Source organism: Bacillus sp. PPSBB_2 (genome assembly GCF_045291115.1).
Classification (GTDB): domain Bacteria; phylum Bacillota; class Bacilli; order Bacillales; family Bacillaceae_G; genus Bacillus_A; species Bacillus_A cereus.
Window position 1 is genome coordinate 5,242,829 of sequence record NZ_CP147983.1, and the last position, 25,298, is coordinate 5,268,126.

Genomic DNA, 25,298 nt, shown 5'->3' on the forward strand with positions numbered 1-25,298 from the left:
TCTCTTACGCTTCTTGCTCTGTTGTTTCGTCTTCAATACCTAATTCTTTTTTAATCCAGTCGTAACCTTCAGCTTCTAGACGTTGTGCAAGCTCAGGGCCACCAGATTTAACGATACGACCGTTCATCATAACGTGAACGAAGTCTGGAGTGATGTAGTTTAATAAACGTTGGTAATGCGTAATCATTAGGCAACCGAACTCTTCGCCGCGCATTTCGTTAATACCTTTAGATACAACTTTTAATGCATCGATATCAAGACCTGAGTCAATTTCATCTAAGATTGCGATTTTTGGCTCAATCATCATTAATTGAAGAATTTCGTTACGTTTTTTCTCTCCACCAGAGAAACCTTCGTTTAAGTAACGTTGTGCCATTTCTGGATCCATTTCTAGGAATTCCATGTTTTTATCTAATGTACGGATAAATTTCATAAGAGAAATTTCATCGCCTTCTTCACGACGTGCATTAATTGCAGAACGTAAGAAGTCAGCGTTTGTTACTCCGCTAATTTCACTTGGATATTGCATTGCTAGGAATAGACCCGCTTGTGCGCGCTCGTCTACTTCCATTTCTAATACATCTTCACCGTCGATGATGATGCTACCTTCTGTTACTTCATACTTTGGGTGACCCATAATTGCAGAAGATAAAGTTGATTTACCTGTTCCGTTAGGTCCCATAATTGCGTGGATTTCTCCACCTTTTACTTCAAGGTTTACACCCTTTAAAATTTCTTTGCCATCAATTGATACGTGTAAGTCTTTAACCGTTAATGTAGAACCAGCCATCTCAATACCTCCATTAATCCTATATATACATTTTAAAAATTCCTAAAACGTTCATATTCTCATTTTATTCTCATTCTAATTTTATATCAAATAAAATGATATCGCAAACGACGAAAAAAAGTAACCGTTTTTTCACAAATGTATATAAGTATTTCCTTCACATCTTTCTATGATACACCTTTCTTCTTATTTATATAAAGAAAAAAGGACTGGTAATTTTCCAGCCCTTTCCTTATATTTATTCACTTACCGGAAGTACAGCACCTTTATATTCTTTATTAATAAAATCTTGAATTTCTTTTGAATGTAGCACTTCTACTAGCTCTTTAATTTCTTTTTTCTTCTCATCACCTTTACGAACTGCAATGATGTTTGCATACGGAGAGTCTGATCCTTCAATCGCAATTGCATCCTTTGTTGGATTTAATTTTGCATCAATTGCATAGTTTGAATTAATAAATAAAGCATCTCCCTCATTATTTTCATACAATTTCGGTGAAAGTCCAGGTTCAACATCTGTTTTAAATTTTAAGTTTTTCGGGTTTTCTACAACATCTTTTACTGTTGCTTTAACAACATCTACTCCGTCTTTTAATTTAATAACGCCGCCTTTTTGTAACAGCGCTAGCATGCGGCCACGCTCCGCTACGTTATTACTCATAATCACTGTCCCGCCATCTGGTAAGTCTTTTAAGCTTTTATATTTCTTAGAATAAATACCCATTGGCTCTAAATGGATTTTTCCTGCGTTTACAATTTTATATCCCTTTTCTTGAATTTCTTTATCTAAGTAAGGAATATGCTGGAAGTAGTTCGCATCAATTTCTTTATCCGCTAACGCTTTATTTGGCAGTACATAATCCTGGAACTTTTTAATCTCTAACTTAATGCCTTTTTTCTCTAATATCGGCTGTGCCTTTTCTAAAATAACAGCGTGTGGCACGTTAGAAGCTCCCACAACAAGCTTATTCTCCTCTTTGCTCCCGCAAGCAGCTAATGTAAATACAGACAACGCTGTAACAACTGACAGTAGAACCTTTTTCATATGATTTCCCCTTCTCCCCAATGGTTATGTAGTTATAAAAAGAGCCGGCATACACCAGCCCTCTTCAGCAATTATTCTTTTACAGGAACAACTGCCCCTTTATATTCTTTATTAATGAAGTCTTCAATTTCTTTAGAATGCAATACTTCTACAAGAGCTTTAATCTCTTTCTTATCTTTATCGCCTTTACGAACAGCTACTATGTTTGCGTATGGTGAATCATTTCCTTCAATTGCAATTGCATCTTTTTCCGGATTTAACTTTGCATCAATTGCATAGTTAGAGTTAATTAAAACAGCGTCGCCTTCTTTATTGTTATACACTTGTGGCAATAAACCAGGCTCGATATCCGTTTTGAATTTTAGATTTTTCGGATTATCTGCAATATCTTTTGTAGTTGCTTTAACTGGATCTATTCCGTCTTTAATTTTTAAAATACCTTCTTTTTGTAAAATTGCTAAACCACGTCCGTGGTCAGCAACTGAATTACTCATAATAATTGTCGCACCATCTGGAAGCTCTTTTAAACTCTTATACTTTTGAGAGTACACACCAATTGGTTCTAAATGAATCTTTCCTGCTACTTCAAAGTCATATTTTTTATCTTTAATTTCTTTTTCTAAATACGGAATATGCTGGAAGTAGTTTGCATCTAATTCCTTATCCGCTAACGATTTATTTGGTAATACGTAGTCTTGGAATTTTTTAATTTCTAATTCAATTCCTTTTTTCTCAAGTAACGGTTTTGCCTTTTCTAAAATAACAGCGTGCGGTACGTTAGAAGCACCAACAACAAGTTTCTTTTCATCTTTATCTTTCCCGCCACAAGCAGCTAATCCAAAAATTGAAGTTGAAATAAGTGCCGTAAGTAATAATTTTTTCATTTGAAACATCCTCCCGTTTTTCATTATCGTTTATCTATTCGAGTCGTTAAACTATCACCAATCCACTGAATTAAAAATACAACTAGTAATACACAAATTGTCGCAACGATTGTTACATCGTTATTCCCTCTTTGGAATCCTTCTAAGTAAGCAAGTGTTCCAAGGCCACCAGCACCAACAACTCCTGCCATTGCTGTATAGCCTACTAAAGCAATTGTCGTAACCGTAATACCAGATACTAATGCTGGTAACGATTCTGGAATTAACACTTTCAAAATAATTGTGCTTGTTTTTGCTCCCATTGCTTTTGAAGCTTCAATTACACCTTTATCAATTTCGCGAAGTGCGATTTCAACCATTCTCGCGTAGAATGGTGCCGCTCCAATAATTAAAGCCGGCAAAGCTGCACTTGCTCCAAGAATTGTTCCAAGAAGAATCTTTGTGAATGGGATTAATAAAATAATTAAAATGATGAATGGTATAGAACGGAATATATTTACGAATGCTCCAATCACCGTATTAATTGATTTGTTTTCCCATAAATTATCTTTTGCTGTCATGAAGAGTAACAATCCTAAAATGAGTCCTAAAACAAATGTCGCAAGAGCTGCGATTGCCGTCATATATAACGTTTCACCAGTTGCTTCTAACATTTGATTCCAATCAACATTTGTGAGTAACTTATCCATGTGCAATCACCTCCAGCTCTACTTGATCTTGATGAATTCCTTCTATTGCTTGCTGGATTGCTGTTTCCTCACCATTTAAATGAACAACTAAACTACCGTAAGAACCGTTATTCGTTTGTGCGATATTTCCTTGCAAAATGCTAACTTCTATGTCACTGCGTTGCATCAATCGTTGAAGCACTGGTCTTTCTACAGCCTCACCGATAAACTGCAAACGAATTACTTTTCCATCTGGATATTTTTCAATTAAACTTTCAATCGTTTCATTTGTATCTTCAGAATCCGTTAACTGCTGTACAAATCGTTTCGTAATATCTTTCTTCGGATTACGGAATACATCAAGTACTGGACCTGTTTCTACAATCTTTCCTTTCTCCATTACCGCAACACGATTACAAATCTTTCGAATCACGTGCATCTCATGTGTAATGAGTACAATTGTTAAACCAAGGCGCTTATTAATGTCTAATAGTAAATCCAAAATTTGATCTGTCGTTTCTGGATCAAGAGCTGACGTTGCTTCATCACATAAAAGCACTTGTGGATTGTTAGCTAATGCTCTTGCAATCCCGACGCGTTGCTTTTGTCCCCCGCTCAGCTGAGATGGGTACGCGTCTCCTCTTCCTTCTAATCCAACAAGATGAATTAATTCATCAACACGTTTTCTTCTCTTCGCTTTATCAACACCTGCAATTTCAAGTGGAAACTCTATATTTTCACGTACAGTTCGTGACCAAAGTAAGTTGAAGTGCTGAAAAATCATTCCAATTTCTTGCCTTGCCTTACGAAGTTCACTTCCTGTAATTGCTGATATAACACGATTTGCAATTGTAATTTGGCCAGAAGTCGGTTTCTCTAACTGATTAAACAATCTGATTAAAGAACTTTTCCCAGCGCCGCTATATCCAATAACACCAAATATTTCACCTTTTTCTATTTTTAAATTGGCGTTATCTACAGCAGTGACATCACCGCTTTTCGCCTTATATATTTTCTTTACGTTCTCTAATAGAATCATGATGTTCACCCCTTTTTTGTTTAGGTCGACTCCGCAATTTTTTATTTTTAATGCGTGTAGTCCACTGTTATCATTACTTTTATTATTTGAATGTCCTCCACATTCAAACAATAAAAAAACCTTTCTGCTTTAGAGAAGCAGAAAGGTTTATATGCGTATATAACAACATTATCCCTCTCTCTCATCTCTCAAAGCATTTGCTTTGCAGGAATTGGCACCATTTCAACATAAGTTGACGGTTGCCGGGCTTCACAGGGCACAGTCCCTCCACCTCTCTTGATAAGAGAAATCAGATTCAATTTTCGTCTGATTTGAAATTTATGAAATTGTCTATATTTTATGACTTGAATTGTATCAATATACACTCACCATGTCAACAGAAATTTTCGCAAAAAATGAAACTTCAGAATTTTAAGCACCTACTGACATCGGTTTACATATATGAAACATCGATTCCACTAATAACATCGTTCGGTACGTTCCCGAATATTGTACACGTCCATCATTCATTAGCATTTGCAATCGTACATTTCCATTCACCAATTGTTCTATATCCTTTTCATCTAAGCAAATGATTTGTTCCGTTCCTCTTTCCTCATGTAGTAGCTCTATATAATCTCTTGAAATTTGTAACGAACAACTTTCATCTCCAAAGCGAAAATTAACAGTTTTTTCTTCTTGTCTTAAAAGCGGTTCTAAATGATATTGACCATTAGCGTAATTTACAAATGATTGAAGCAAAGAATATAATCTCACCCTAAATCACATCCTTCATATCACTTTCTATTACATACCATTCCCTCTCACTAAAGAGCAATCCTGTTATTTTCGCTCGACAAATACTGTAGCCACCCTGCATCTCGACATATTTCCCAAGAAATATGTCGAGGCGGCAAAAATTTTGCCGCCTACTTTAATTCCGTATATAAATATTCAACCGAATGAAATGCGTATATCTTCTTCATCAGTGTCCCATTTTCAAAAACAAGTAAACAAGGTACACTTTCAATCCCATACTCTTTCGCTAAATGCGGAGCATAATTTAAATCTAACATCCCAATTTTGAGGCCTTCAATTGTCATCTCAACGACTGTTAACATCTTTTTTGCTAATTGGCATGTTCCACACATTGGAGTATATACATATAATACTGTTTTTTCTTCGTTCTCTATTAGGGCTGTAGCTTCGGCTCCTGTCCAATCAATCACTTCTATCATTCCTTACCGTAAATATTCTGTATAAACATCAATGTCGGCTCCCCATAATACATTTGCTAAGTGTGTAGATGGCGCAGTTGCCACTTCTCGGTACGAGCGATCAATATAGATATGCTCGGCTTGCGGGAATTCTTTTCGAAATTGTTTCCTTAACTTTTCTCCAGCATCATCAGCATCCACTAGCACATACACTTCCTTATCAAAAAACTGATCAACGAGCTCATCCATTTTCGACAAACCAATTGTACCATTTGTACAAACAATTTCCACCGGTTCACGAATAATAGATTCAATCTTTCTTCTATCTGATGTACCTTCTACAACAATGACTTTTTCTACATAAATCATATGTCATCACCCGATCACCATATACTATATAACCTTGAACTTAGTATATAGTATATTCGTTATTTTCATGTTGTTTCCTGTTTATTTTTGCAAAAGAAAAGCGCAAGCGGCTCGTTTAGATTGTGAAGACTTATGAAACCTTACCACAAAACAGTTTTTCTCATAATAGCTTATTTATTTACATATAACTTGAATTTCATTATTTCACAAAAAATAAAAAAGGACAGCACAAAGGCTGTCCTTTAGTCGACTATAATTAGTCTTGGTTTGTCATTTCTGCATATTTTTCTGCAGTTAATAACTTCTCAACTTGGCTTGCATCAGAAAGTTCAACTTTAACCATCCATGCACCCTCGTATGGAGATTCGTTAACAAGTTCTGGTTGGTCACTTAATTCTTCGTTTACTGCTACAACTTTACCGCTTACAGGTGCGTATAACTCAGAAACTGTTTTAACAGATTCTACGCTTCCGAATGGCTCGTTAGCTTCGATTGTTGCACCTACTTCAGGAAGTTCAACGAATACGATATCGCCTAGCTCACCTTGTGCAAAGTGAGTGATACCGATAACAACTTCATTACCTTCAGTTTTTACCCATTCGTGTTCTTCAGAGTAACGTAAATTATTTGGAATGCTCATGACTGTACCTCCAGTGAATGTATTAATTATGTAAAAATACCTTATTGGTACTTTTTCCACACACTTTCAAACTGCTCTTCGTTAAAACCAAGTGTTACATTCGTTCCATCTGTTACAATTGGACGTTTAATCAACATGCCATCAGATGCTAAAAGCTCATACATTTCGTCTTTGCTTGCATCTTTCAACTTATCTTTTAGACCAAGTTCACGGTAACGCATTCCACTTGTATTAAAGAATTTTTTTAATGGTAATTCACTTTTTTCATGTAAATTACGTAAATCTTCTTTTGATGGTGGATTTTCAACAATATGAATCATCTCATATGCTACATCGTTTGCCTCAAACCATTTCTTTGCCTTTTGACATGTGCCACACTTTGGATATGAATAAAATGTTACTGTCATAAATTCACCTACTTTTTTACTAACCTTTACCTTTATCATATAGAAAACGTTTTATTATTTCAAACCATTATTCGCTAAACTTTTACTTATTTCGTGATAATTTTTAATAATCCTGCGAATTTTTCTTATTTTTCCGCCATTTGTTAAGAAAAAAATAAATATATAAATTTTTTAGATTCTGCACCAAACATATATCTTAAACAAGCGTTTGATTAATTCTCCATTTTCTTTCTTAACCTTTGAACTACAGGAGTTTCTTTCTACCGAACATACAGCTTAAACAAACGTTTGATTAATTCTCTATTTTTCTTTGTCAACCCTTGAGTTACATCGGTTTCTTCCTACCGAACATACAGCTTAAACAAACGTTTGATTAAAAAAATAAGAAGCCTCTTTTGCAGGCTCCTTCATTATCTATTTAAATAATCTGCAATTGTTTGAAATACGACGATATACATATTATGAATACTTTCTTCTGTATTTCCACCATTCGATAAACCAATTGCCCATTGTTGTCCTTCACCACTTCCGATATTCGCAAACCCTTGCGTATACATAGCATTTACATCTTTTCGGGCACTGTTATACTCTATCCCTTTTGTAATAAAAATCGAATATGATTTATCTTGTAAACCGATAAAAAACACTGGTTTCTTTAGTGATGAAAATACATTTTTATATTGCTCTGTTGAGGCTTCTTGAAAGTGATCTTTCATTATTAGAAAACCATCTACTTCCTTAGATTTCTTTTCCAGTTCCTCTAACTTCATTTCCTCAAACTTTATATTCCTAAACGTATCTTTCGGTTTTTCTCCAACAACTCCAATTACGAGTGCTCTTCCGTTATATTCTAATTTCTCTCCTTCTTTATCCTTTGCACACCCAGCACCGACTAGGCATATCAATATAAAAAATAAGAAATACGATAAACGCTTCATTTAGCACCCTCCCCTTCTTTTTAGTCAAGTGACAAAAACGTAAGGTTAATTCAAGAAAATGTAAGTAAAATCGATAGCCCAATTCACGTTTCTATATTATAATCAATTGAATTTACTTACATTACTAAACATAGGAGATCAACATGAAGAAATTTAAACTTTCATCTTTTCTTCCGTTAAGTTATATACTTCTACTCGTGCTCGTAAGTCCCCTTTACGACGTATTAAATAAATCGACTGTTCACGCAGTAGACGTTACAACTGTAGTGGATGATTGGATTCCATTTGTAAAAGCATTTATTATTCCTTATTTACTTTGGTTTCCATACTTATACGGCGCACTTATTTATTACTGCTTCGCTGACCGAAAGCAATATTATGTTACTTTAAGTAGTGTTATTTTTGGAAAGCTTGCTTGTTTTTCTATTTATTATTTTTGGCAAACAACTGTACCACGTCCGACTGTCGTTGGAACAGATGTATTTTCTGAACTAGTTCGCTATATTTATAGTATCGACCAGCCAGTAAACTGTTTCCCTAGCATTCACGTTCTTACTACATTTGTAATTATGTTAGCTGCCTTTAAGCGTAGAGAACAGCATGTTTTTGAATATTACATCCTTACTTTCTTCGGTACACTTATTATTTTATCAACGCTATTTACGAAGCAGCATGCCTTTGTAGATGCCGTTTCTGGAATGACGCTTGCAAGCATACTTTACTTCGGCGTTCAGCTCTTATTGGCCAAAGAACCAATAAGAGTTCCAGTAAAACAAAATCATAGAATGTAGCATGACAAAAAAGCAGACTGTGGCTTCAGTCTGCTTTTATCTATTATTAAGGAGATTTTCAATTTAAGATTGCGGTACAGTCATATCACCAGAATGAATACGACCTGCTTTTTTAAGAGCAATGTAAAGTATATAAGAAACAGCTACTGGAATGACGATATAAGTAATTACCATCGCCGGGAGAACTTCCCATCCTTGGCTGGAAATTAAATTAATTGGTGCGATAAGAGAACTTAATCCAAGACCTGCAATTTCCTTTCCTGCTTCCAGTTGGAAAATTAATGCTGATACTGGACCGACTATAGCACTGGCGACGACAGTTGGGACGAGAATCATTGGATTTTTAGTGATATTTGGCAATTGTACTTTCGGAGTACAAAGTGCTTGAGCTAATATGCCACCTAAATTGTTTTCTTTCGCTGAGATGACAGAGAATCCGATAAACTGAGCAACGCAGCCGGCAAGAGCAGCACCACCTGCAACACCGTCTAAGCTAAGTGCAATTGCTAACGCAGCTGATGAAGCTGGAGAGATAAGTAATAGTCCCCAAACTACTGCAATGACGATAGAAGCGATGAATGGGCTACCAGCTGAGCTATCTTTAATAAACGCTCCAACTGCATTTAAAACAGGAGTAATATTATGAGATAACCAAATGCCTACTAAACCAGAACCTAATATGGCCGCAAATGGAACGAGCATCATATCTAACGCAGTTTTTCCACTTAAACGTTTACCAATATATACAGCTAAAGTTGCTGTTAATAATGCACCGATTGGCTCACCTGTTTTAATAATTAGACCAGCTTCAGTAATTGAAATGGATCCGGCACCAATCGCTCCGGCTACCATCGCCGAGAAGATTACAAGACCGTTTGCACCGAGCATAAAAGCAATGCCGGCACCAATTGCCGGTGCCATTAGTGATTTTGCAACAACTCCGATTGTAATAAGTAATGGTATATCAACAATTCTTCCTATATTTTCGATCAGTAAACCAATTCCGAGGGATACGAAAATACCTTGTGCGATTCCAGCAGATGCTTTAAATACACGAGACATTATATATTCCTTCATTTGTTTCACCTTCTCCTATAAGTTAGTAACCAATTGTTTTCATATAATCACGTAAAATATCGTTTGATTTTGCGAATCGAGATTCTTCATCCTCTGTTAAATTGAGTTCTACAACTTCTCTTATACCGTCTCTAGTAATAATAGCTGGTACTCCTGTACAAATATCATATTCACCATACTCACCATCTAAAATGGCTGATACAGCAATGACACGGTGATCATCATTAAAGATTGAACTCGCAATATATGCTAGAGAATTTCCAATCCCGTAATAAGTAGTTCCTTTACGTTTATAAATTTCCCAGCCAGCTTTTGCAGTCTTCTCAACAATTTCATCTAAATCTATTTCACCAAATCGTTCTTTTTGTTCTTCTAAAATTTGCAGAATTGGCTTTCCACCAACAGTTACATGAGACCAAGCAACCATTTGAGAATCACCATGTTCTCCTAATGAATACCCATGAATACTACGAGGATCTACATGTAGCATTTCAGATAAAATTGTTCTTAAGCGAGAAGAATCTAGTGATGTACCAGTACCGATTACGCGATTTCTAGGTAATCCAGATAATTTCCACACTTGATATGTAATAATATCAACTGGGTTCGATGCAAGTAAGAAAATACCATCAAATCCACTTGCCATTACACCACCAACAACACTTTCCATAATCTTCGCACTCGCTCCTAAAGTATCTAAGCGACTTTGTCCAGGTTTTGGTGCTGGCCCTGCTGTAATAATAACAATGTCCATATCTTTGCAGTCTTCATAGCTTCCTGCATATACTTTTGTTCTTGTATTTGTAAAGTTAATGCAATGTGATAAATCCATTGCTTCCCCAACTGCACGTTCATGATTTATATCAATTAATAATAGCTCTTCGCAAATACCTTGATTCACAATAGAATACGCACAACTTGATCCAACTAATCCAGTACCGATAATTGCAATTTTTCTTGTATGTCTTTTCATAGCAATCTCTCCTAATTGATCATATAATCTATTTCTTTTGTTCTTTACAATCCTAATTATAGAGGTTCTCACGATAGAAACCATGGATACTTTGTGAAATATTGAACAAAGTTTTTGTCCTTTTTGTGAATTGTCATATTCCATTTTCGTCATATTTGTTACAACTGGAAAAATATTTATTATGTATTTATTGACATATACAAAAAGAAAACGAGCGAATAAATTCGCTCGTCTTCTTTTTCCTGTTATTCCGCACTTAATTGACTTTTTAATTGCTGTACAATCATTGGATTAGCAGGTGCTGCCGGTTTGTAATAACTCTTTTGCTTTGCATACTCATACATATTACGTTGGCGCGCCTCGTCTTGATTACGAATTTGAATTAACGTTTGATGTAACTGTTCATTATCAGACTGAGCAATATAATTTGCATAGCTTGTTAAACTTGCATTTAATCCTGCTAAATAATCATTTACCATATCTTTTTCATTCATTTTCCGCTTCCTCCTATCCTAGGAAAGTCATTAATTGCTGTTTCGTATTTCGTGCATCTTGCGCATCTTTTTGTAGCATTTGTTTCAGTTGTGGATCTGTACACGTCTGTGCATACTGCTCCAACTTGTTAATAATTGTTGCGTGTCCACCAATTAAATGACGTAAATTTTCTACTTCAAGCTCTGTTAAGTTTTGCATATAACATACCCGCCTTTCTTTGTTCATTCATCATTAGTATTTGGTTCTTTTTGGATTGTATTCATCAACTTTTCCCACATATAAACAAAATAAAAGATGAATAGCTAGGCCATTCATCTTTTATGCTAAATATTCATTCAATTTTATAAAGAAACAATCATACTTATACTCACAAGTAGGTTCCATACAATATGTAAAATGATGCTAGGTAAAATAGATTGTGTTTTCTTATATAACATAGCAAATACAATCCCCATAATCATTGCCGTAACTGGAAAACCACCATGAAGAATCCCAAAGATAAAGGAAGAAATAATGATACCAACTAGAAAACTATATTTCTTTTCAAAAAATCGATACAAAATACCTCTATATAAAATTTCTTCTTTAATTGGTGTAATTATAGCAACACTTAACACATATATAATACTTTGTAGACTATTTTGAAGTCCTAAGCTCCCTAATTGATCTCGTTGCTGCTCTGCACTTTCAAAGCTAAACAACTCTAACATTACATACTGAGTTAATGCAATGATGATAAAACCTATTAATAAATACAAGTAGGTTTTCCCATTTTTTAAAATAGATACATCCCATATGTTCTTAATAAAATGAAGCACTGGTTTATACGCAAATAAAACAATAGTAACAACAGCTGCATCAAATAGAAGTAAATAATATCCCTCTAAATTAGCACGTAATACCTCTTCTCCAAAAATTCCAAGGGCTAAAGCAAGGAATAATCCCCCTAAGAGTGAGAACCCTAGAATGCTTGCAATCGTTACAACTAGATTTTTATATGTTATGTTATCTACTTCTCTTTCTGCATTATACGCGTCTAATACTGTTTTTCTCATACTATTCCTCCATTTGTTTTCATTACCTTAACAAAAATCCTTTAATACAAATATATAGATAATTTAACAAATTTTTCAAAAAGAATAATATGCAATTTTACATATCATGAAAGCTTTGTATTATATAGTTTTTGGAATTAGATTACTATAGAATAATTATTAGATGAAATTCCAAAAATTTCTTATCTATCCACCATAACCCTCGCATCATATAAATTTTATTAGTTAAAGGAGCAATGAACATGAAAACACATGACTTCCTTACAGAAATCCAGAAGGGCTCTGAGCCTAGTCCATATCAAGATCCTACCGTATTCAGTTTCGTTTGCTTTTTCTTAGCCATATACACATTTTTCAAACCTGCTAAATAATATCATGTAATGAGAAAAAGCCTACCGCTCTTTTCGAATTATATGCACTAAAAAACCTTAGAATCACTTCTAAGGTTTTTGTTTGCCTCGCTTCTTATTCACGTAACCCTTTAATAAACGTTTCCAACAATACATGTAAACTTATATCTAAATCTAACGGCAAACCAAATCCGCCCTGTTGTTCAATCGAAGCAAATCCATGACAAATACTTCTAAATCCGCGTGTCGCATGAAGTGCATTCTCTCCTTCTAAGCCATACTGTTGTAAAACTCGCAGACAAAACTTTACAATTCCGTCACCTGCTTTTCTTACTTCTTCATCTCGTAAAAAAGTTGCTTCATATAGTCCAGGATGTTTTCGGACAAATGCTACATATGCTTCTCCTAATGCATGAATTGCTTCATCCATACGTTTATCCTCGGCTGCTTCTTCCAGTTTGTTATGCAGCTGTTTTATTCCGTAAATACCAAGATGTTTCCGTACATCTTGTAACCCTTTTACATGATTATATAGTGAGGGCGAACGTATCCCTAATCTTTGCGCTAATGAAGCTAACGTTACTTCTTGTATTCCATTTGTATCTGCAATTTCTGCAGCTGTTTCTACAATTTTCTGTAATGTAAGTCCGATTCTCGGTGACATAAATTAACCCTCTTTCTTACTTTCTATATTCCGCTTCGCTTCCTTAATAGCAAGCTCTATGACAGCCCCTGGATCCTTTATCATTTTTCCGTGCCCTGCTGCAAGCAAGGAAGGCTCATATTCGCTTAGCTTCTGTGCACTTTGTAATGATATTTCTTTGCTCCACGTTGCCATCGCCGGAAACGGAAACCAAAATTTTATTTGTCCCGAAACAGCCATACCTCCTCTTGTTTGGAATGCATCCCCAACAATAAGAGCTTTATTTCTTACATCAAGAAACGACATGGAGCCCGGCGTATGTCCCGGTGTCATAATCGCAAGAAGCGATCCAACTCGGTCGCCATCTTCCAATAAAACATCAGGTACCGTTTTTAATTTTTTAGGTACACCGCCTTTTATCGGTATATTCGGTTCATCCTTTTGTAACGTCGTATCTCCTTCTAACAGCTTTGCGTCCCGCTTAGAAATATAGACTGGAACATGAGGAAGTACTTCCTTTAATGCGTCTAATGCACCAATGTGATCATCATGCGCATGTGTTAATACAATTTTAGTAATTGGTTTTCCTATTTTCTCAGCCGCCTGTAAAATACCTTTTGCGCTATATGGCAAAGCCGCATCAATTAAAGTTAAACCATCTTCTTCCTCTACAAAGTAACAATTTACAGGAAACGCTCTTGGCAAAAATGACAATTGATATAACGTTTTTTCATGTATCATCCTCATAGTCCCATCTCCCTTTTCACGAAAACTAATACCATTAGTTTTATTATACTAATGGTATTAGTTTTATGTCACTAAAAATTTCTTTTTTTCAAAAAAAGAACAGTAGCCGTATAAACGACTACTGTTCTTTAAAGATATTAAACTGTGTAACGCTCATCTTCTAAAATTTTCGCAGCGATTTCACGTTTCTTCGGAATTACGTTAAGTGGTGTGTGGCGAGTTAATTTACGTAATGATGATAACATCATGCGCAGCATGTCGCCGTTTTCAACTGCGATAAGTGTTTCTTTCGCATCTGCTTCGATTTCGTTAAATGCTTCTTGGCAGAATACTTCAGTGTATAACACTTTTTGTTTATTCTTTTTAAGACCAGTTGTTTTGATTGCTTTTTCTGTACGAAGAACAGCTGATTCCATTGCGTATAGATTGCTTACGATGTCAGCGATATTTACCAGAATTTCTTGCTCTTTATCTAATGCTTTACCGTATTTTTGAGCCGCTAATCCAGCTACCATTAAGCCGATTTTCTTCGCATTAGTTACTAAATACTTTTGAAGTGCTAATGGCTCATCGCCTACTTCTTCTGGCATCATCATCATTAACTCTTCTTGTAATTTTTGTGCTTTTTGAAGAAGTGGTAATTCACCTTTCATCGCTTTACGTAAGAACGTACCTGGTACGATTAGGCGGTTAATTTCGTTCGTTCCTTCGAAAATACGGTTAATACGAGAATCACGGTACATTCTTTCAATCTCGTACTCTGCCATAAATCCGTAACCACCGTGAATTTGAACACCTTCATCTACTGTATAGTCTAATACTTCAGAACCGAATACTTTGTTTAAAGAGCACTCGATTGCATATTCAGCGATAGAAGCTGCTACTGCTTTACCATCTTTTACTTCTTCTTCAGATAATGTGCTCATGCGGCTTTCGAATAAACCTACTGTACGATATACAGAGCTTTCAGCTGCATATGTTTTTGCTGCCATATTCGCAAGTTTCTCTTGAATTAATGGGAAGCGAGCGATTGGTTGTTTGAACTGTTGACGTTGGTTTGCATATTGTGCTGAAATTTCTACTGCACGTTTCGCAGATCCAACTGTACCAACACCTAATTTATAACGACCGATATTTAAAATGTTGAATGCGATAATATGACCTTTACCGATTTCACCAAGTAAGTTTTCTTTCGGTACTAACGCATCTTCTAAAATTAACGTACGAGTTGAAGAACATTTAATACCCATTTTCTTTTCTTCTGGGCTTGTAGATACGCCAGCGTAGTCTTTCTCTACGATAAATGCTGAGAAGTGCTCTCCATCGATTTTTGCATATACAATAAATACGTCAGCGAATGCAGAGTTTGTAATCCACTGTTTTTCACCGTTTAATACGTAATGTGTACCTTCTGCATTTAAACGTGCAGTTGTTTTTGCACCTAATGCGTCAGATCCTGAACCTGGCTCTGTTAATGCGTATGCAGCTAATTTTTCACCAGTTGCAAGTAATGGTAAATACTTTTTCTTTTGCTCTTCGTTACCGAATAACACGATTGGTAAAGATCCGATACCTACGTGAGCACCGTGAGTAATTGCAAAGCCACCAGCGCGAGAGAATTTCTCTGCGATTAACGCTGAGCTTACTTTATCAAGACCAATTCCGCCGTACTCTTCTGGTACGTCAGCGCCTAATAAACCAAGTTCCCCAGCTTCTTTTAAAAGACGAACTGAACGATCAAACTCATGTTGCTCTAAATATTCAAGCTCTGGAAGAACTTCATTTACAATAAAGTCCTCTGTCGTTTTTGCAATCATTTTATGCTCAGATGAAAAATCTTCTGGCGTAAACACTTGATCAATCGTAATCTCATCTACTAAAAAGCTACCGCCTTTAACCGCATTTCCTACTGTTTTTTCCATGAAAATTTCCTCCTTCATATTTTCATGAGCCGCTTCTCTCTTTTTGAAAGAAGCTGGCTCTCCCTTTTTTTATAAACCTTTGTTGCTTCCATTCTTTGCTTTAGCGTCGTCTCGTTCTGAGCGAACCGCTTCCACTTTTTTTATAATCCAGTTCCAGTGGCTAAAACAGTCGGTCGTTTCACCCCTTCCTGTGAGGCAAAAAGCGCCTCTTCGTCAGGGCTTCCAACGCCCTCCTGTTCTAAACGAGCCACCTGCACTTTTTATCTAATCCAGTTCCAGCGGCTAGAATGTTCGGTGGCTTCGCTTCTTCCTGCGAGGCAAAGAACGCCTCTACGTCTGAAGCTCCATCCCCCTCTCATTCTGAACGAGCCGCTTCCACTTTTTTTAAAGTAATTCAAATACTCCCGCTGCTCCCATTCCGCCGCCGATACACATTGTTACGATACCGAATTGTTCGTTGCGGCGTTTCATTTCGTGAATAAGAGATAGTGTTAGTTTTGCTCCTGTACAGCCAAGTGGATGTCCAAGTGCGATTGCACCACCGTTTACGTTTACTTTTTCTTCATCTAAACCAAGTTCACGAATAACTTGAATTGATTGAGAAGCGAATGCTTCATTTAGTTCAAATAAGCCAATATCAGATAGCTCTAAGCCAGCTAGTTTTAGCGCTTTTGGAATTGCAGCGATTGGGCCGATTCCCATTACTTCTGGTGGTACGCCAGCTACTGCAAATGAACGGAATTTCGCAAGTGGCTTCATGCCATCGCTCACTGCTTTTTCGCGATCCATTAATAGTACAGATGCTGCACCGTCACTCATTTGTGAAGAGTTACCAGCTGTTACAGAACCGCGAACGTTAAATGCTGGACGTAATTTCCCTAAAATGTCTAGCGTCGTCTCTGCTCTTACACCTTCGTCTTGTGCGAAAGTGATTGTTTCTTCTTGCAGTTTATTGTTTGATCCAACCGAGCGTAACGTCACATCTACAGGTACTGTTTCATCAGCAAAGTTTCCTGCAGCTAATGCTTTCGCAGCACGTTGATGACTTCTTACTGCAAATGCATCTTGCTCTTCACGAGAAATTCCATATTTCACAGCAACTTGCTCTGCTGTATGTCCCATACCCATATAATATTCTGGAGCCGCTTCTACAAGGCGACTATTCGGACGAACAACGTGTCCCATCATTGGAACTAAACTCATTGATTCTGCTCCGCCTGATAATACAGCTTCAGAGTGACCAAGCATAATACGCTCTGCTCCGTAAGCGATACTTTGTAAACCTGAAGAACAGTAACGGTTAATCGTAATAGCTGGAACATCGTAAGAAAGTCCTGCTAATCCGCCGATATTACGAGCCATATTTAAACCTTGCTCTGCTTCTGGCATCGCACAACCGAAAATTAAATCATCGATTGGTCCTTCATAATTCGCACGCTTTAACGTTTCCTTTACTACTAACGCCCCTAGATCGTCAGGACGAACTGTTTTTAATGAACCCCTCTTTGCCTTTCCAATTGGTGTTCTTGCTCCCGCAACAATGACAGCTTCTCTCATGAACGATATCTCCCCTCGTTATTAGTTACGTAATGGCTTTCCTTTTACAAGCATGTGCTGCATTCTTGCTTGTGATTTCATCTCACTTACTAAGCTAATAAATGCTTCACGTTCTACATCTAATAAATATTGCTCATCAACTTCTGTTCCGTACGGTACTTTTCCGCCCGCAATGACATATGCAAGTTTCTTCGCAATGTGAAGGTCATACTCTGAAATGTAACCAGATAAATGCATTGCTTCTGCACCAAGTGCAAGAGTTGCATATCCTGTTTCCCCAACAACTGGTATCTTTTTGCGGATTGGCGCTTTGTAACCAGCTTCATATAAAGCAAGTGCTTTCTGTTTCGCATCGTATAGTAAGTGATCACCATTCACACTAATACCATCTTTATCACCTAAGAAGTTATGAGAAACTGCTTCTTGTCCTGAAGTTGAAACTTTCGCCATTGCGACTGTTTCGAACACTTTATTTGCAACTTTTTGCAGATCAAACTCTACACCGTTTGCCATTTTGTTTAAGTGTTTAATGTATAGCTCTTTATTACCGCCTCCGCCAGGGATTAAGCCAACACCAACTTCTACTAAGCCCATATACGTTTCACTAGAAGCTTGAATGCTCGCTGCTGGTAAGCAAACTTCTGTACCTCCGCCAAGCGTCATACCATATGGTGCTGCTACAACTGGCTTAGAAGAGTACTTAATTTTCGTCATTGCATCTTGGAAGTTTTTCACAACTAACTCAATTTCAAAGTAGTTGTCGTCTTGTGCTTCCATTAAGATCATTGCTAGGTTCGCACCAACGCAGAAGTTCTTCGATTGGTTACCGATAACAAGACCTTTATAATTCTTTTCTACTTCATCAACAGCGTAGTTAATCATTTGCGTAATATCCATACCGATTGCATTGCTCTTCGAATGGAACTCTAAGCAAAGGATGCCGTCGCCTAAATCAATTAAGCTCGCTCCGCTATTTTTCTTTAATACACCATTTTTCGCTTTTAATTGCTTAAGAGAAATTGCTTTTTTATTACGCTCGATTAGCTTATATTCGCCATTATCGTAATAGTAGCTATCGCCGTTATCATGTTTATAGAAAGTAGTGAAACCTTTCTCTAACATTTCTTTCACCCAAGTAGGAACAACTACGCCGTTTTCTTCCATCTTTTGAACAGATTTTTCAACGCCGATTGCATCCCACACTTCAAATGGCCCTTGCTCCCATCCAAAGCCCCACTTCATCGCTTGGTCAATTGCAACGATATCGTCAGCAATTTCTTTATGAAGTTTTGCAGAGTATAAAAGAGTTGGTGTAATGATGTTCCATAGTAACTCTCCTGCACGGTCTTTCGCGTATACAAGCGCTTTCAATTTATTCGCTAATCCTTTTTCTTGTTTACTTAACTCTACGGATGCAGCTTTTAATTTTTTACGCGCTTCGTATTCCATCGTTTCAGGATTTAATTCTAAAATTTCTTTTCCTTGTTTTAAGAAGAAGCCTTGACCCGTTTTACTTCCAAGCCATTTTTTCTCAAGCATGTCATGCATGAAAGCTGGTACTTTAAATACATCACGCTCTTCTTCTTGCACATTTTCATATACGTTATTTGCAACGTGTACGAATGTATCTAAACCGACAACATCTAATGTGCGGAACGTTGCGCTCTTCGGACGACCAATAAGTGGGCCTGTTACAGAATCAACTTCCCCAATGCTATAGCCGCGTTTTACCATCTCTTGAAGAGTAACAAGTAAACCGTACGTACCGATGCGGTTTCCAATAAAGTTTGGTGTATCTTTTGCGATAACAACGCCTTTTCCAAGAACGTCTTCGCCAAATAGTTTCATGAAGCTTAATACTTGTGGATCTGTTTCTTTCGTCGGTATTACCTCTAGAAGTTTTAAATATCGTGGTGGGTTAAAAAAGTGTGTGCCTAAGAAGTGTTTCTGGAAGTCGTCTGAACGACCTTCTGCCATTTTTTCAACTGAAATACCTGACGTATTCGAGCTTACGATAGAACCCGGTTTACGAACCGCATCTACTTTTTCAAATAGTTTCTTTTTAATATCTAAGTTTTCAACTACTACTTCAATAATCCAATCTACATCAGCTAGACGCTCAAGGTCATCTTCTAAGTTACCTGCTTCAATCAGTGCTAAATTTCCTTTCACTGTCAGAGGAGCTGGTTTTTGCTTTAATAGTTTTTGCACAGCCGTATTACTAAAACGATTTCTCACACTTTTATGTTCTAATGTAAGTCCCTTTGCTTCTTCTTCTTTCGTAAGCGCAGGTGGTACAATATCAAGCAATAATGTCGGAATACCAATATTAGCTAAGTGTGCCGCAATTCCCGAACCCATTACGCCTGAACCTAGAACAGCAGCCTTTTTAATTTGGAACATCCAATTCTCCCCCTATTCTTGAATGAATGCTCATTCAATTTTTCGACATAAGTCGCAATCAATGAGTGAGCCTCTACTAATAAATATATGATACTGTTTAAATTTTCGCAATATATTTATTGATAAAATTTTCTGAAATAAATATTTTTCTTTTATTTGCCCATGCTATATATGTATTTTCTTCACTAAAATACACTTTCCCTTTTTATAATCTGACGAAACTGGAGGAATATATATGGCAAAACTTAAGAAGAACCCTTCAAAGGCTGGAATTAGTGCAGCTAGTGTAACTGGAAACGCAGGTCCGCATAACCACGGCGTGGAAAAAGGACGTCAAGGTAATAACCAACAATATAAAAAGCATAATATGGGCGAAAAATAACGCTATATTTTTGGGCAGAGAACGTGGCATAATGATTAATGGCTGCTTTTTCTGCCCAATTTATTTGTAACAAATGAGGGAATTATAATGAAACGAACAATAGTTATGATTGTAATGATTGCCACACTATTTACAGGGATGATTTTCTTCTCTTATGCACAAAGGCAACAAGCTGTAAGAGCTGATCAACCTAATATTACTGGGCAATATGGAGTTACAATCGATGCAGACACAGGTGAAGTTTTGTATGGAAAACGCGAAGACGAACGCTCTTATCCGGCTAGTATAGCCAAAATGATGACAACCCTTCTTTTACTAGAGAATGTAAAAGAGGATGAAGAAATTACAGTTACAGAAAACGCAATTAAAACAGAAAGTCAAAGTAAGAAAATTAAACTTCGTGCTGGAGAAAAATTAAAGCGTGATGAGGCATTAAAACTTATGCTTATCATTAGTGCAGATCCAATAGCTGAATCAATTGCAGAACATATTGCAGGATCAAAAAATGAATTTGTAAAAATGATGAATGCTAGAGCGAAGGAACTCGGTACAAAGCATGCGACTTTCAAGAACGCAAGTGGTGCTGATGCACTTGGAAATAAAGTATCGCCATATGACATTGCTATTATTACGAAAGAAGCATTAAAGTATCCAGTTGTTTTAGAATATATGAATTCAACACGTACAACTCTACATACTTCAGAACGCTCTCCAAACATCGCAAACTACGGACGAGAAGAACTATATGACGATCCATATGCGATTGGAAGTAAAAGCGGTCTATCAGCACTCGGAAAATATACAGTCGTAACAGTGGATGAAAAAGACGGTAAACGCGTCATTAACGTCGTATTATCTTCTACTCGCGCGCAACTATATCCTGATACGAAAAAAATGGCACATTACGCATTTCAGCAATTAAAATAACCAAGGAGTATTTTCTCCTTGGTTATTTTTTAACCATACCTTTTAATACGAACGCAACGTTTGCTGGACGCTCTGCTAGACGACGCATGAAATATCCATACCAGTCGTTTCCATAAGGTACGTAAACACGCATTTTGTAGCCTTCTTTTACTAGCTCAAGTTGACGCTCATTACGAATACCATATAACATTTGGAATTCAAATTGATCCCTTGGAATGTTGTGTTCTTCAGCAAGTTTTTTTGTATATTCAATAATCGCTTCGTCATGTGAAGCAATTGCAGTATAATTTCCATTTAATAAGTGCATTTTAATAATCTTTTTATAATTGTCATCTACATCTTTCTTGTCCGGGAACGCCACTTCTTCAGGTTCTTTATAAGCTCCTTTTACAAGACGTAAATTAGGTTTATAAGCATTTAAATCCTCAATATCTTTTTCTGTACGATATAGGTAAGCTTGAATAACAGTACCAATATTATCGTACTCAGATTTTAACTGTTTAAAGATATCAATTGTCTTTCCGCAGCGTGTATAATCTTCCATATCAATTGTAACGAACACACCATTTTCTTTTGCAGCTTCTAAAATACGGCGCATATTGTTCATTACGATTTCATCAGAGATATCTAATCCCATAGAAGTCATCTTTAAAGAAAGCTGTGAATCAAGACCTTCTCTTCCAATTGCACGGATCGCTTCAATCGATTGGTTAGCCATTTCATTTGCTTCCGCTTCATTATCAACGAATTCACCTAAATAATCGATTGTTACACAAAGACCTTGCTTATTTAATTGTTGAATGGCAGCTGTCGCTAATTCAATCGTCTCCCCTGCGACGAAGCGACCTGCACCAAAGCGTAAACCGTACTTTTTAGCCAGTTTTGTTAGCGCTTTATTTTTAGATAAGAAAAGAAACGAATTTCGCATTAATTGTTCCATGTAATTCACCCCTATGACTGTAATTTATCTGTTTTTTACCCCTCTTCAAAATTATATCATTGTTTAAAATTATTGGATACAAATAATTATTTAGATAATTTATAAAATACTATAAAAACATTTAAAAACCTATATTTCTGCTTATAAATATACCTGAAATATTTTTCGACATTTTGAAAAATGGAGTTTAATAGGCATAAAATAGGCATGTCGAAAATATTCGACATACCTATAAAATCCTTTATATTCCATGTAAATTATATAAGGATATTAATACAGAAAACTTGCGATTATATTTACCTCAAGTTTTTTTATTGCTCATTTCGCTTCTCTTCATTCAGCCTTTTAATATCTGTAATTAACTGTACCATCTCTTCTTTCGCATCTGGATAAGTTTCATTCCAATGCTTTACTAAAGCTGGCATCGTCTTAGCTATGTAAGAATACAGTGCCCACTTCTGTACCTGTTCTTTTCTCTCTTTATTGCTCTCTCCAAGTAATAATTCCGTGTATTTCTCTAACAACCCGTCAAATTGTTCATTAAACTTTTCACTCATCTTATTTACCTCCTATAAGAAAAAGCAGCGAAGATCGCTGCTTTTTCTTATAATTTTGATCGAACAGAGTTTAATTTTTTCTCCATTGTGCTTACTTTATCACGACGATCATCAATACGAATAGTTGTTGCAACACGCTGTGCACCTTTCGTATATGGAACTTCATGCATTTGTTGTATTACTTCTAGAATGACAGGAAGATCTCCTTCAATAATTGTATTCATCGGTGTTAATTGATACTTCACGCGATCCGCATTTTTCTCTAGCACCTTTTGTACTTCTGCTACATATTCACTAACACTTGGATTACCTGTTCCTACTGGAATAATCGATACATCAACAATTGCCATAGTAGTCTTCCTCCTATAATCGTTTCTTATATATCCATTGTCTATTTTACCGAAATCCTCATCATTTTACTAATATGTTACTCTTCCACTTTAAACTGCTCGACTAATCTTTCTAAATCTCTCATATGTTCTGTCAAACTTTCCATCGTGTGAGCTACCTTTTCTAAATGATTCACCTGTGATTCCGTTGCAGCATGTACCTCTTCAGAAACAGCTGCACTTTCTTGACTCGTACCAGCAATTGTATGCATTACCGCTGTAATTTCCCCTTGCTCATAACCTATGTTATGTACCTCTTCTACAATTTTTTCAACTGAAGTACTAATCGTATTTACAACTGACATAATTGTACGGAACTCCATTTCCGCCTCTGTCGTCACTTTATTTTGCACATCTGCAATGTCTTTCAATTTACTTACAACTTCTACAACCCTTTTTACTTCTAATTGTACATCACCAATCATCATTGTGATTTCTCCGGTTGCCTCTTTTGATTGTTCCGCTAATTTCCGAACCTCTTCAGCAACAACCGCAAATCCCTTACCTTGCTCACCTGCACGGGCAGCTTCAATCGATGCATTTAAAGCAAGTAAATTTGTTTGATCCGAAATACCTTTTATAAGCTCAACAACATTTTGAATCGATCCAACTCTTTGTTCTAACTTATCCGATGCTTCTTCTGTATGAACAACAATCGAAGATGATTGTCCCCTCGTACGGATTAAATTCCTCATTGTATTTAATCCTTGCTTAGATGCCTCTTCCGCTTTGCCAGCCACTCCTTTTATTTCACCAACGGAGCTATTCATTTGTTCTACTGACTCCGCCATATTCTCGAGCTGAGCTGAAACTTCATCCACACTATTCGCAAGAGTAGAAGCTCCTCCGCTCACATCATCCATCGCTCCTGAAACTTCTCTACTAGCCGCTACTGTTTCGTTCGTTAAATAATGTAAACTATTCGTTGATTGTTGCACCGTTGATACGCTGTTTTTAATTTTACTTACCATTTCATTCATTTGTTCAACCATATCATTAAAGTGCTTAGTCAACTCTCCAACTTCATCTTTACTTGTCACTTTCATTCGCAGCGTTAAATCGCCTTCTGCTACTTTTTGCACGTGATTCTTTAATAGTTGCAGTGGTCTTGCTAATCTTCTTGAGAACAAGTAGGAAGCTACGATTCCAACTAATAAACTAATACATGCCATTATAATAACTGTATTTCTCGTACTATTTAATAGCCCATCGATCGTTTCTTTCGGATAAAAGATTCCTATCGTCCATTTCATCGTGTCAAATGATTGACTATAAACAACTACATCTTCACCTTTTATTGTAGTGACCGCATATTTTGTTACCTCTTTATTTAAGCTCTGTATAAGTGGCTCTTTAGAAACATCTTTCCCTATCTTTTCTGGATAAACAAGAGCCATATTTTTATCATTTATAATAAACATTTCTCCGTCATTATTGTATTGAATATTGTGAAGCAACTTCTGAATCGTACCAAGCGATACATCCATCGCAACAACGCCTAATACAGACCCATCTTGAGCTGTAATTGCTTTAGAAACACCTACACTTAACTTTCCTGTTGCAATTTCATAAGAAGGTTGTCCCCAATGGACCTTTTTTACATCAGCCTCTGAATCTTTATACCATGGTCTTGTCGTTGGGTCATATCCTTCTGGCACTTGCCCACCTTCAGCAAGATTGGCACTTAATGTTTTTTTATCTTTCGTACCAATATATAAATCTAAAATACCAGGATGATTCTTTTTATACTCCGCAAACTCTTTCGTTAAAAACGCTTCCTCTTCTGGAGTAACCCCACCTTGAAGTATATTACGAATCATCTCACTGTTCGCGTAATACCCCATATCTTCATCCGTTCTTTGAACAAATGTCGTAAGTTGCTCTGTCACAAGATCCATCGCATTTTGAGAATACTCGTCTAAGGAACGCACTTCCTTTTCTTTCTGTAATTGATACACAGCTGTACCCAATATTACGAACATCATAGAAATAAGTACTGAAAACACTACCGCAATTTTTAAACGTAAACTTCTTAACATTTCCCCCAAAGCATCCCCTTCGCATTAAATTAAAATCTTATTAATCATTATATTAAGTATAATAGATAAAATTAA

Annotated in this window: 28 protein-coding genes, 1 pseudogene and 1 riboswitch; of the genes and pseudogenes, 3 read left to right on the top strand and 26 right to left on the bottom strand. The window is 36.4% G+C overall.

All coding sequences use genetic code 11. The features are described 5' to 3' along the window. Positions 1–4: 4 nt before the first annotated feature. The 11 genes from sufC to V6946_RS26720 all read right to left on the bottom strand — a co-directional run bounded on the left by sufC (position 5) and on the right by V6946_RS26720 (position 7,976). A complete protein-coding gene (sufC, locus tag V6946_RS26670) occupies positions 5–790 on the bottom strand; it encodes a Fe-S cluster assembly ATPase SufC (RefSeq protein WP_000929160.1) in 786 nt (261 codons plus the stop codon). Between the two features lie 238 nt (positions 791–1,028). Further along, positions 1,029–1,835 (bottom strand): methionine ABC transporter substrate-binding lipoprotein MetQ, encoded by an 807-nt coding sequence (gene metQ, locus V6946_RS26675; RefSeq protein WP_006918828.1) that lies wholly within the window; start codon positions 1,833–1,835, stop codon positions 1,029–1,031. Positions 1,836–1,906: 71 nt separating this feature from the next. Next, on the bottom strand, positions 1,907–2,719 hold the full coding sequence (gene metQ / locus V6946_RS26680) for a methionine ABC transporter substrate-binding lipoprotein MetQ (protein ID WP_000735102.1): 813 nt from the start codon (positions 2,717–2,719) through the stop codon (positions 1,907–1,909). Between the two features lie 23 nt (positions 2,720–2,742). Then, a complete protein-coding gene (locus V6946_RS26685; protein ID WP_000359557.1) occupies positions 2,743–3,408 on the bottom strand; it encodes a methionine ABC transporter permease in 666 nt (221 codons plus the stop codon). Then, on the bottom strand, positions 3,401–4,426 hold the full coding sequence (locus V6946_RS26690; RefSeq protein ID WP_006918825.1) for a methionine ABC transporter ATP-binding protein: 1,026 nt from the start codon (positions 4,424–4,426) through the stop codon (positions 3,401–3,403). Before V6946_RS26690 ends, V6946_RS26685 begins: the two co-directional genes overlap by 8 nt. Before the next feature lie 178 nt (positions 4,427–4,604). After that, a riboswitch (SAM riboswitch) is annotated at positions 4,605–4,712 on the bottom strand. A 125-nt stretch (positions 4,713–4,837) separates the two neighbouring features. Further along, positions 4,838–5,182, bottom strand: coding sequence for a hypothetical protein (locus V6946_RS26695; RefSeq protein ID WP_001242138.1), 345 nt, complete (start codon positions 5,180–5,182; stop codon positions 4,838–4,840). A gap of 152 nt (positions 5,183–5,334) precedes the next feature. Continuing rightward, positions 5,335–5,643: a thioredoxin family protein gene (locus tag V6946_RS26700; RefSeq protein WP_002025020.1), complete on the bottom strand. Its 309-nt coding sequence runs from the start codon at positions 5,641–5,643 to the stop codon at positions 5,335–5,337. A 3-nt stretch (positions 5,644–5,646) separates the two neighbouring features. Continuing rightward, on the bottom strand, positions 5,647–5,991 hold the full coding sequence (locus V6946_RS26705) for a toprim domain-containing protein (protein WP_366981483.1): 345 nt from the start codon (positions 5,989–5,991) through the stop codon (positions 5,647–5,649). A 256-nt stretch (positions 5,992–6,247) separates the two neighbouring features. Beyond that, positions 6,248–6,631: a glycine cleavage system protein GcvH gene (gene gcvH / locus V6946_RS26710; RefSeq protein WP_000026897.1), complete on the bottom strand. Its 384-nt coding sequence runs from the start codon at positions 6,629–6,631 to the stop codon at positions 6,248–6,250. A 41-nt stretch (positions 6,632–6,672) separates the two neighbouring features. Then, the gene (locus V6946_RS26715; protein WP_006918822.1) at positions 6,673–7,038 is read right to left on the bottom strand and encodes an arsenate reductase family protein; all 366 of its coding nucleotides are present in this window, start codon (positions 7,036–7,038) and stop codon (positions 6,673–6,675) included. 410 nt (positions 7,039–7,448) lie between these two features. Beyond that, on the bottom strand, positions 7,449–7,976 hold the full coding sequence (locus V6946_RS26720; protein ID WP_000826873.1) for a hypothetical protein: 528 nt from the start codon (positions 7,974–7,976) through the stop codon (positions 7,449–7,451). Between the two features lie 143 nt (positions 7,977–8,119). Between V6946_RS26720 and V6946_RS26725 the strand changes: the two genes are divergently transcribed. Continuing rightward, positions 8,120–8,767, top strand: a complete 648-nt coding sequence (locus V6946_RS26725) for a phosphatase PAP2 family protein (RefSeq protein WP_000713775.1) — start codon at positions 8,120–8,122, stop codon at positions 8,765–8,767. Positions 8,768–8,830: 63 nt separating this feature from the next. On the opposite strand, the gene V6946_RS26730 is transcribed toward V6946_RS26725, so the two are convergent. From V6946_RS26730 to V6946_RS26775, 10 genes are all read right to left on the bottom strand, one after another. Continuing rightward, positions 8,831–9,844, bottom strand: coding sequence for a PTS transporter subunit IIC (locus tag V6946_RS26730; RefSeq protein ID WP_000666172.1), 1,014 nt, complete (start codon positions 9,842–9,844; stop codon positions 8,831–8,833). A gap of 22 nt (positions 9,845–9,866) precedes the next feature. Further along, entirely contained in the window at positions 9,867–10,817 is a 951-nt protein-coding gene (locus V6946_RS26735; protein WP_000820649.1) for an L-lactate dehydrogenase, read from the bottom strand. A gap of 245 nt (positions 10,818–11,062) precedes the next feature. Beyond that, entirely contained in the window at positions 11,063–11,311 is a 249-nt protein-coding gene (locus V6946_RS26740; protein WP_001002981.1) for a spore coat protein, read from the bottom strand. Positions 11,312–11,324: 13 nt separating this feature from the next. Next, positions 11,325–11,510 carry a hypothetical protein gene (locus V6946_RS26745; RefSeq protein ID WP_001180555.1) on the bottom strand — a complete coding sequence of 62 codons (186 nt, stop codon included), beginning with the start codon at positions 11,508–11,510 and terminating at the stop codon, positions 11,325–11,327. Between the two features lie 143 nt (positions 11,511–11,653). Next, positions 11,654–12,367, bottom strand: coding sequence for a CPBP family intramembrane glutamic endopeptidase (locus V6946_RS26750; RefSeq protein ID WP_001232991.1), 714 nt, complete (start codon positions 12,365–12,367; stop codon positions 11,654–11,656). A gap of 465 nt (positions 12,368–12,832) precedes the next feature. After that, positions 12,833–13,381: a TetR/AcrR family transcriptional regulator gene (locus V6946_RS26755; protein ID WP_006918817.1), complete on the bottom strand. Its 549-nt coding sequence runs from the start codon at positions 13,379–13,381 to the stop codon at positions 12,833–12,835. Positions 13,382–13,384: 3 nt separating this feature from the next. Further along, entirely contained in the window at positions 13,385–14,107 is a 723-nt protein-coding gene (locus V6946_RS26760; protein ID WP_001242322.1) for an MBL fold metallo-hydrolase, read from the bottom strand. Positions 14,108–14,244: 137 nt separating this feature from the next. Then, positions 14,245–16,047, bottom strand: a complete 1,803-nt coding sequence (locus tag V6946_RS26765; RefSeq protein WP_366981482.1) for an acyl-CoA dehydrogenase family protein — start codon at positions 16,045–16,047, stop codon at positions 14,245–14,247. 366 nt (positions 16,048–16,413) lie between these two features. Continuing rightward, entirely contained in the window at positions 16,414–17,586 is a 1,173-nt protein-coding gene (locus tag V6946_RS26770) for an acetyl-CoA C-acetyltransferase (RefSeq protein WP_001206324.1), read from the bottom strand. A 21-nt stretch (positions 17,587–17,607) separates the two neighbouring features. Then, positions 17,608–19,989 (bottom strand): 3-hydroxyacyl-CoA dehydrogenase/enoyl-CoA hydratase family protein, encoded by a 2,382-nt coding sequence (locus tag V6946_RS26775; protein ID WP_000486377.1) that lies wholly within the window; start codon positions 19,987–19,989, stop codon positions 17,608–17,610. Between the two features lie 235 nt (positions 19,990–20,224). On the opposite strand from V6946_RS26775, the gene V6946_RS26780 reads away from it, so the two are divergent. Beyond that, complete coding sequence (locus V6946_RS26780) at positions 20,225–20,371, top strand: YuzL family protein (protein ID WP_001096344.1); 147 nt, start codon at positions 20,225–20,227, stop codon at positions 20,369–20,371. An 87-nt stretch (positions 20,372–20,458) separates the two neighbouring features. After that, entirely contained in the window at positions 20,459–21,298 is an 840-nt protein-coding gene (locus tag V6946_RS26785) for a D-alanyl-D-alanine carboxypeptidase family protein (protein ID WP_000831462.1), read from the top strand. Between the two features lie 22 nt (positions 21,299–21,320). Here V6946_RS26785 and V6946_RS26790 read toward each other — a convergent pair whose 3' ends face one another. The 5 genes and pseudogenes from V6946_RS26790 to V6946_RS26810 form a co-directional block, all read right to left on the bottom strand. Next, positions 21,321–22,238, bottom strand: coding sequence for a proline dehydrogenase family protein (locus V6946_RS26790; protein ID WP_000436783.1), 918 nt, complete (start codon positions 22,236–22,238; stop codon positions 21,321–21,323). Between the two features lie 311 nt (positions 22,239–22,549). Then, the gene (locus V6946_RS26795; RefSeq protein WP_006918816.1) at positions 22,550–22,795 is read right to left on the bottom strand and encodes a YusU family protein; all 246 of its coding nucleotides are present in this window, start codon (positions 22,793–22,795) and stop codon (positions 22,550–22,552) included. A gap of 47 nt (positions 22,796–22,842) precedes the next feature. Then, complete coding sequence (locus V6946_RS26800; RefSeq protein WP_001018860.1) at positions 22,843–23,145, bottom strand: MTH1187 family thiamine-binding protein; 303 nt, start codon at positions 23,143–23,145, stop codon at positions 22,843–22,845. A gap of 77 nt (positions 23,146–23,222) precedes the next feature. Beyond that, positions 23,223–24,176: a methyl-accepting chemotaxis protein gene (locus tag V6946_RS26805; protein WP_376747975.1), complete on the bottom strand. Its 954-nt coding sequence runs from the start codon at positions 24,174–24,176 to the stop codon at positions 23,223–23,225. Then, positions 24,171–25,223: pseudogene (locus V6946_RS26810) on the bottom strand (cache domain-containing protein); the annotation flags it as partial. The gene V6946_RS26805 and the pseudogene V6946_RS26810, both read right to left, overlap by 6 nt. Between the last annotated feature and the right edge of the window lie 75 nt (positions 25,224–25,298).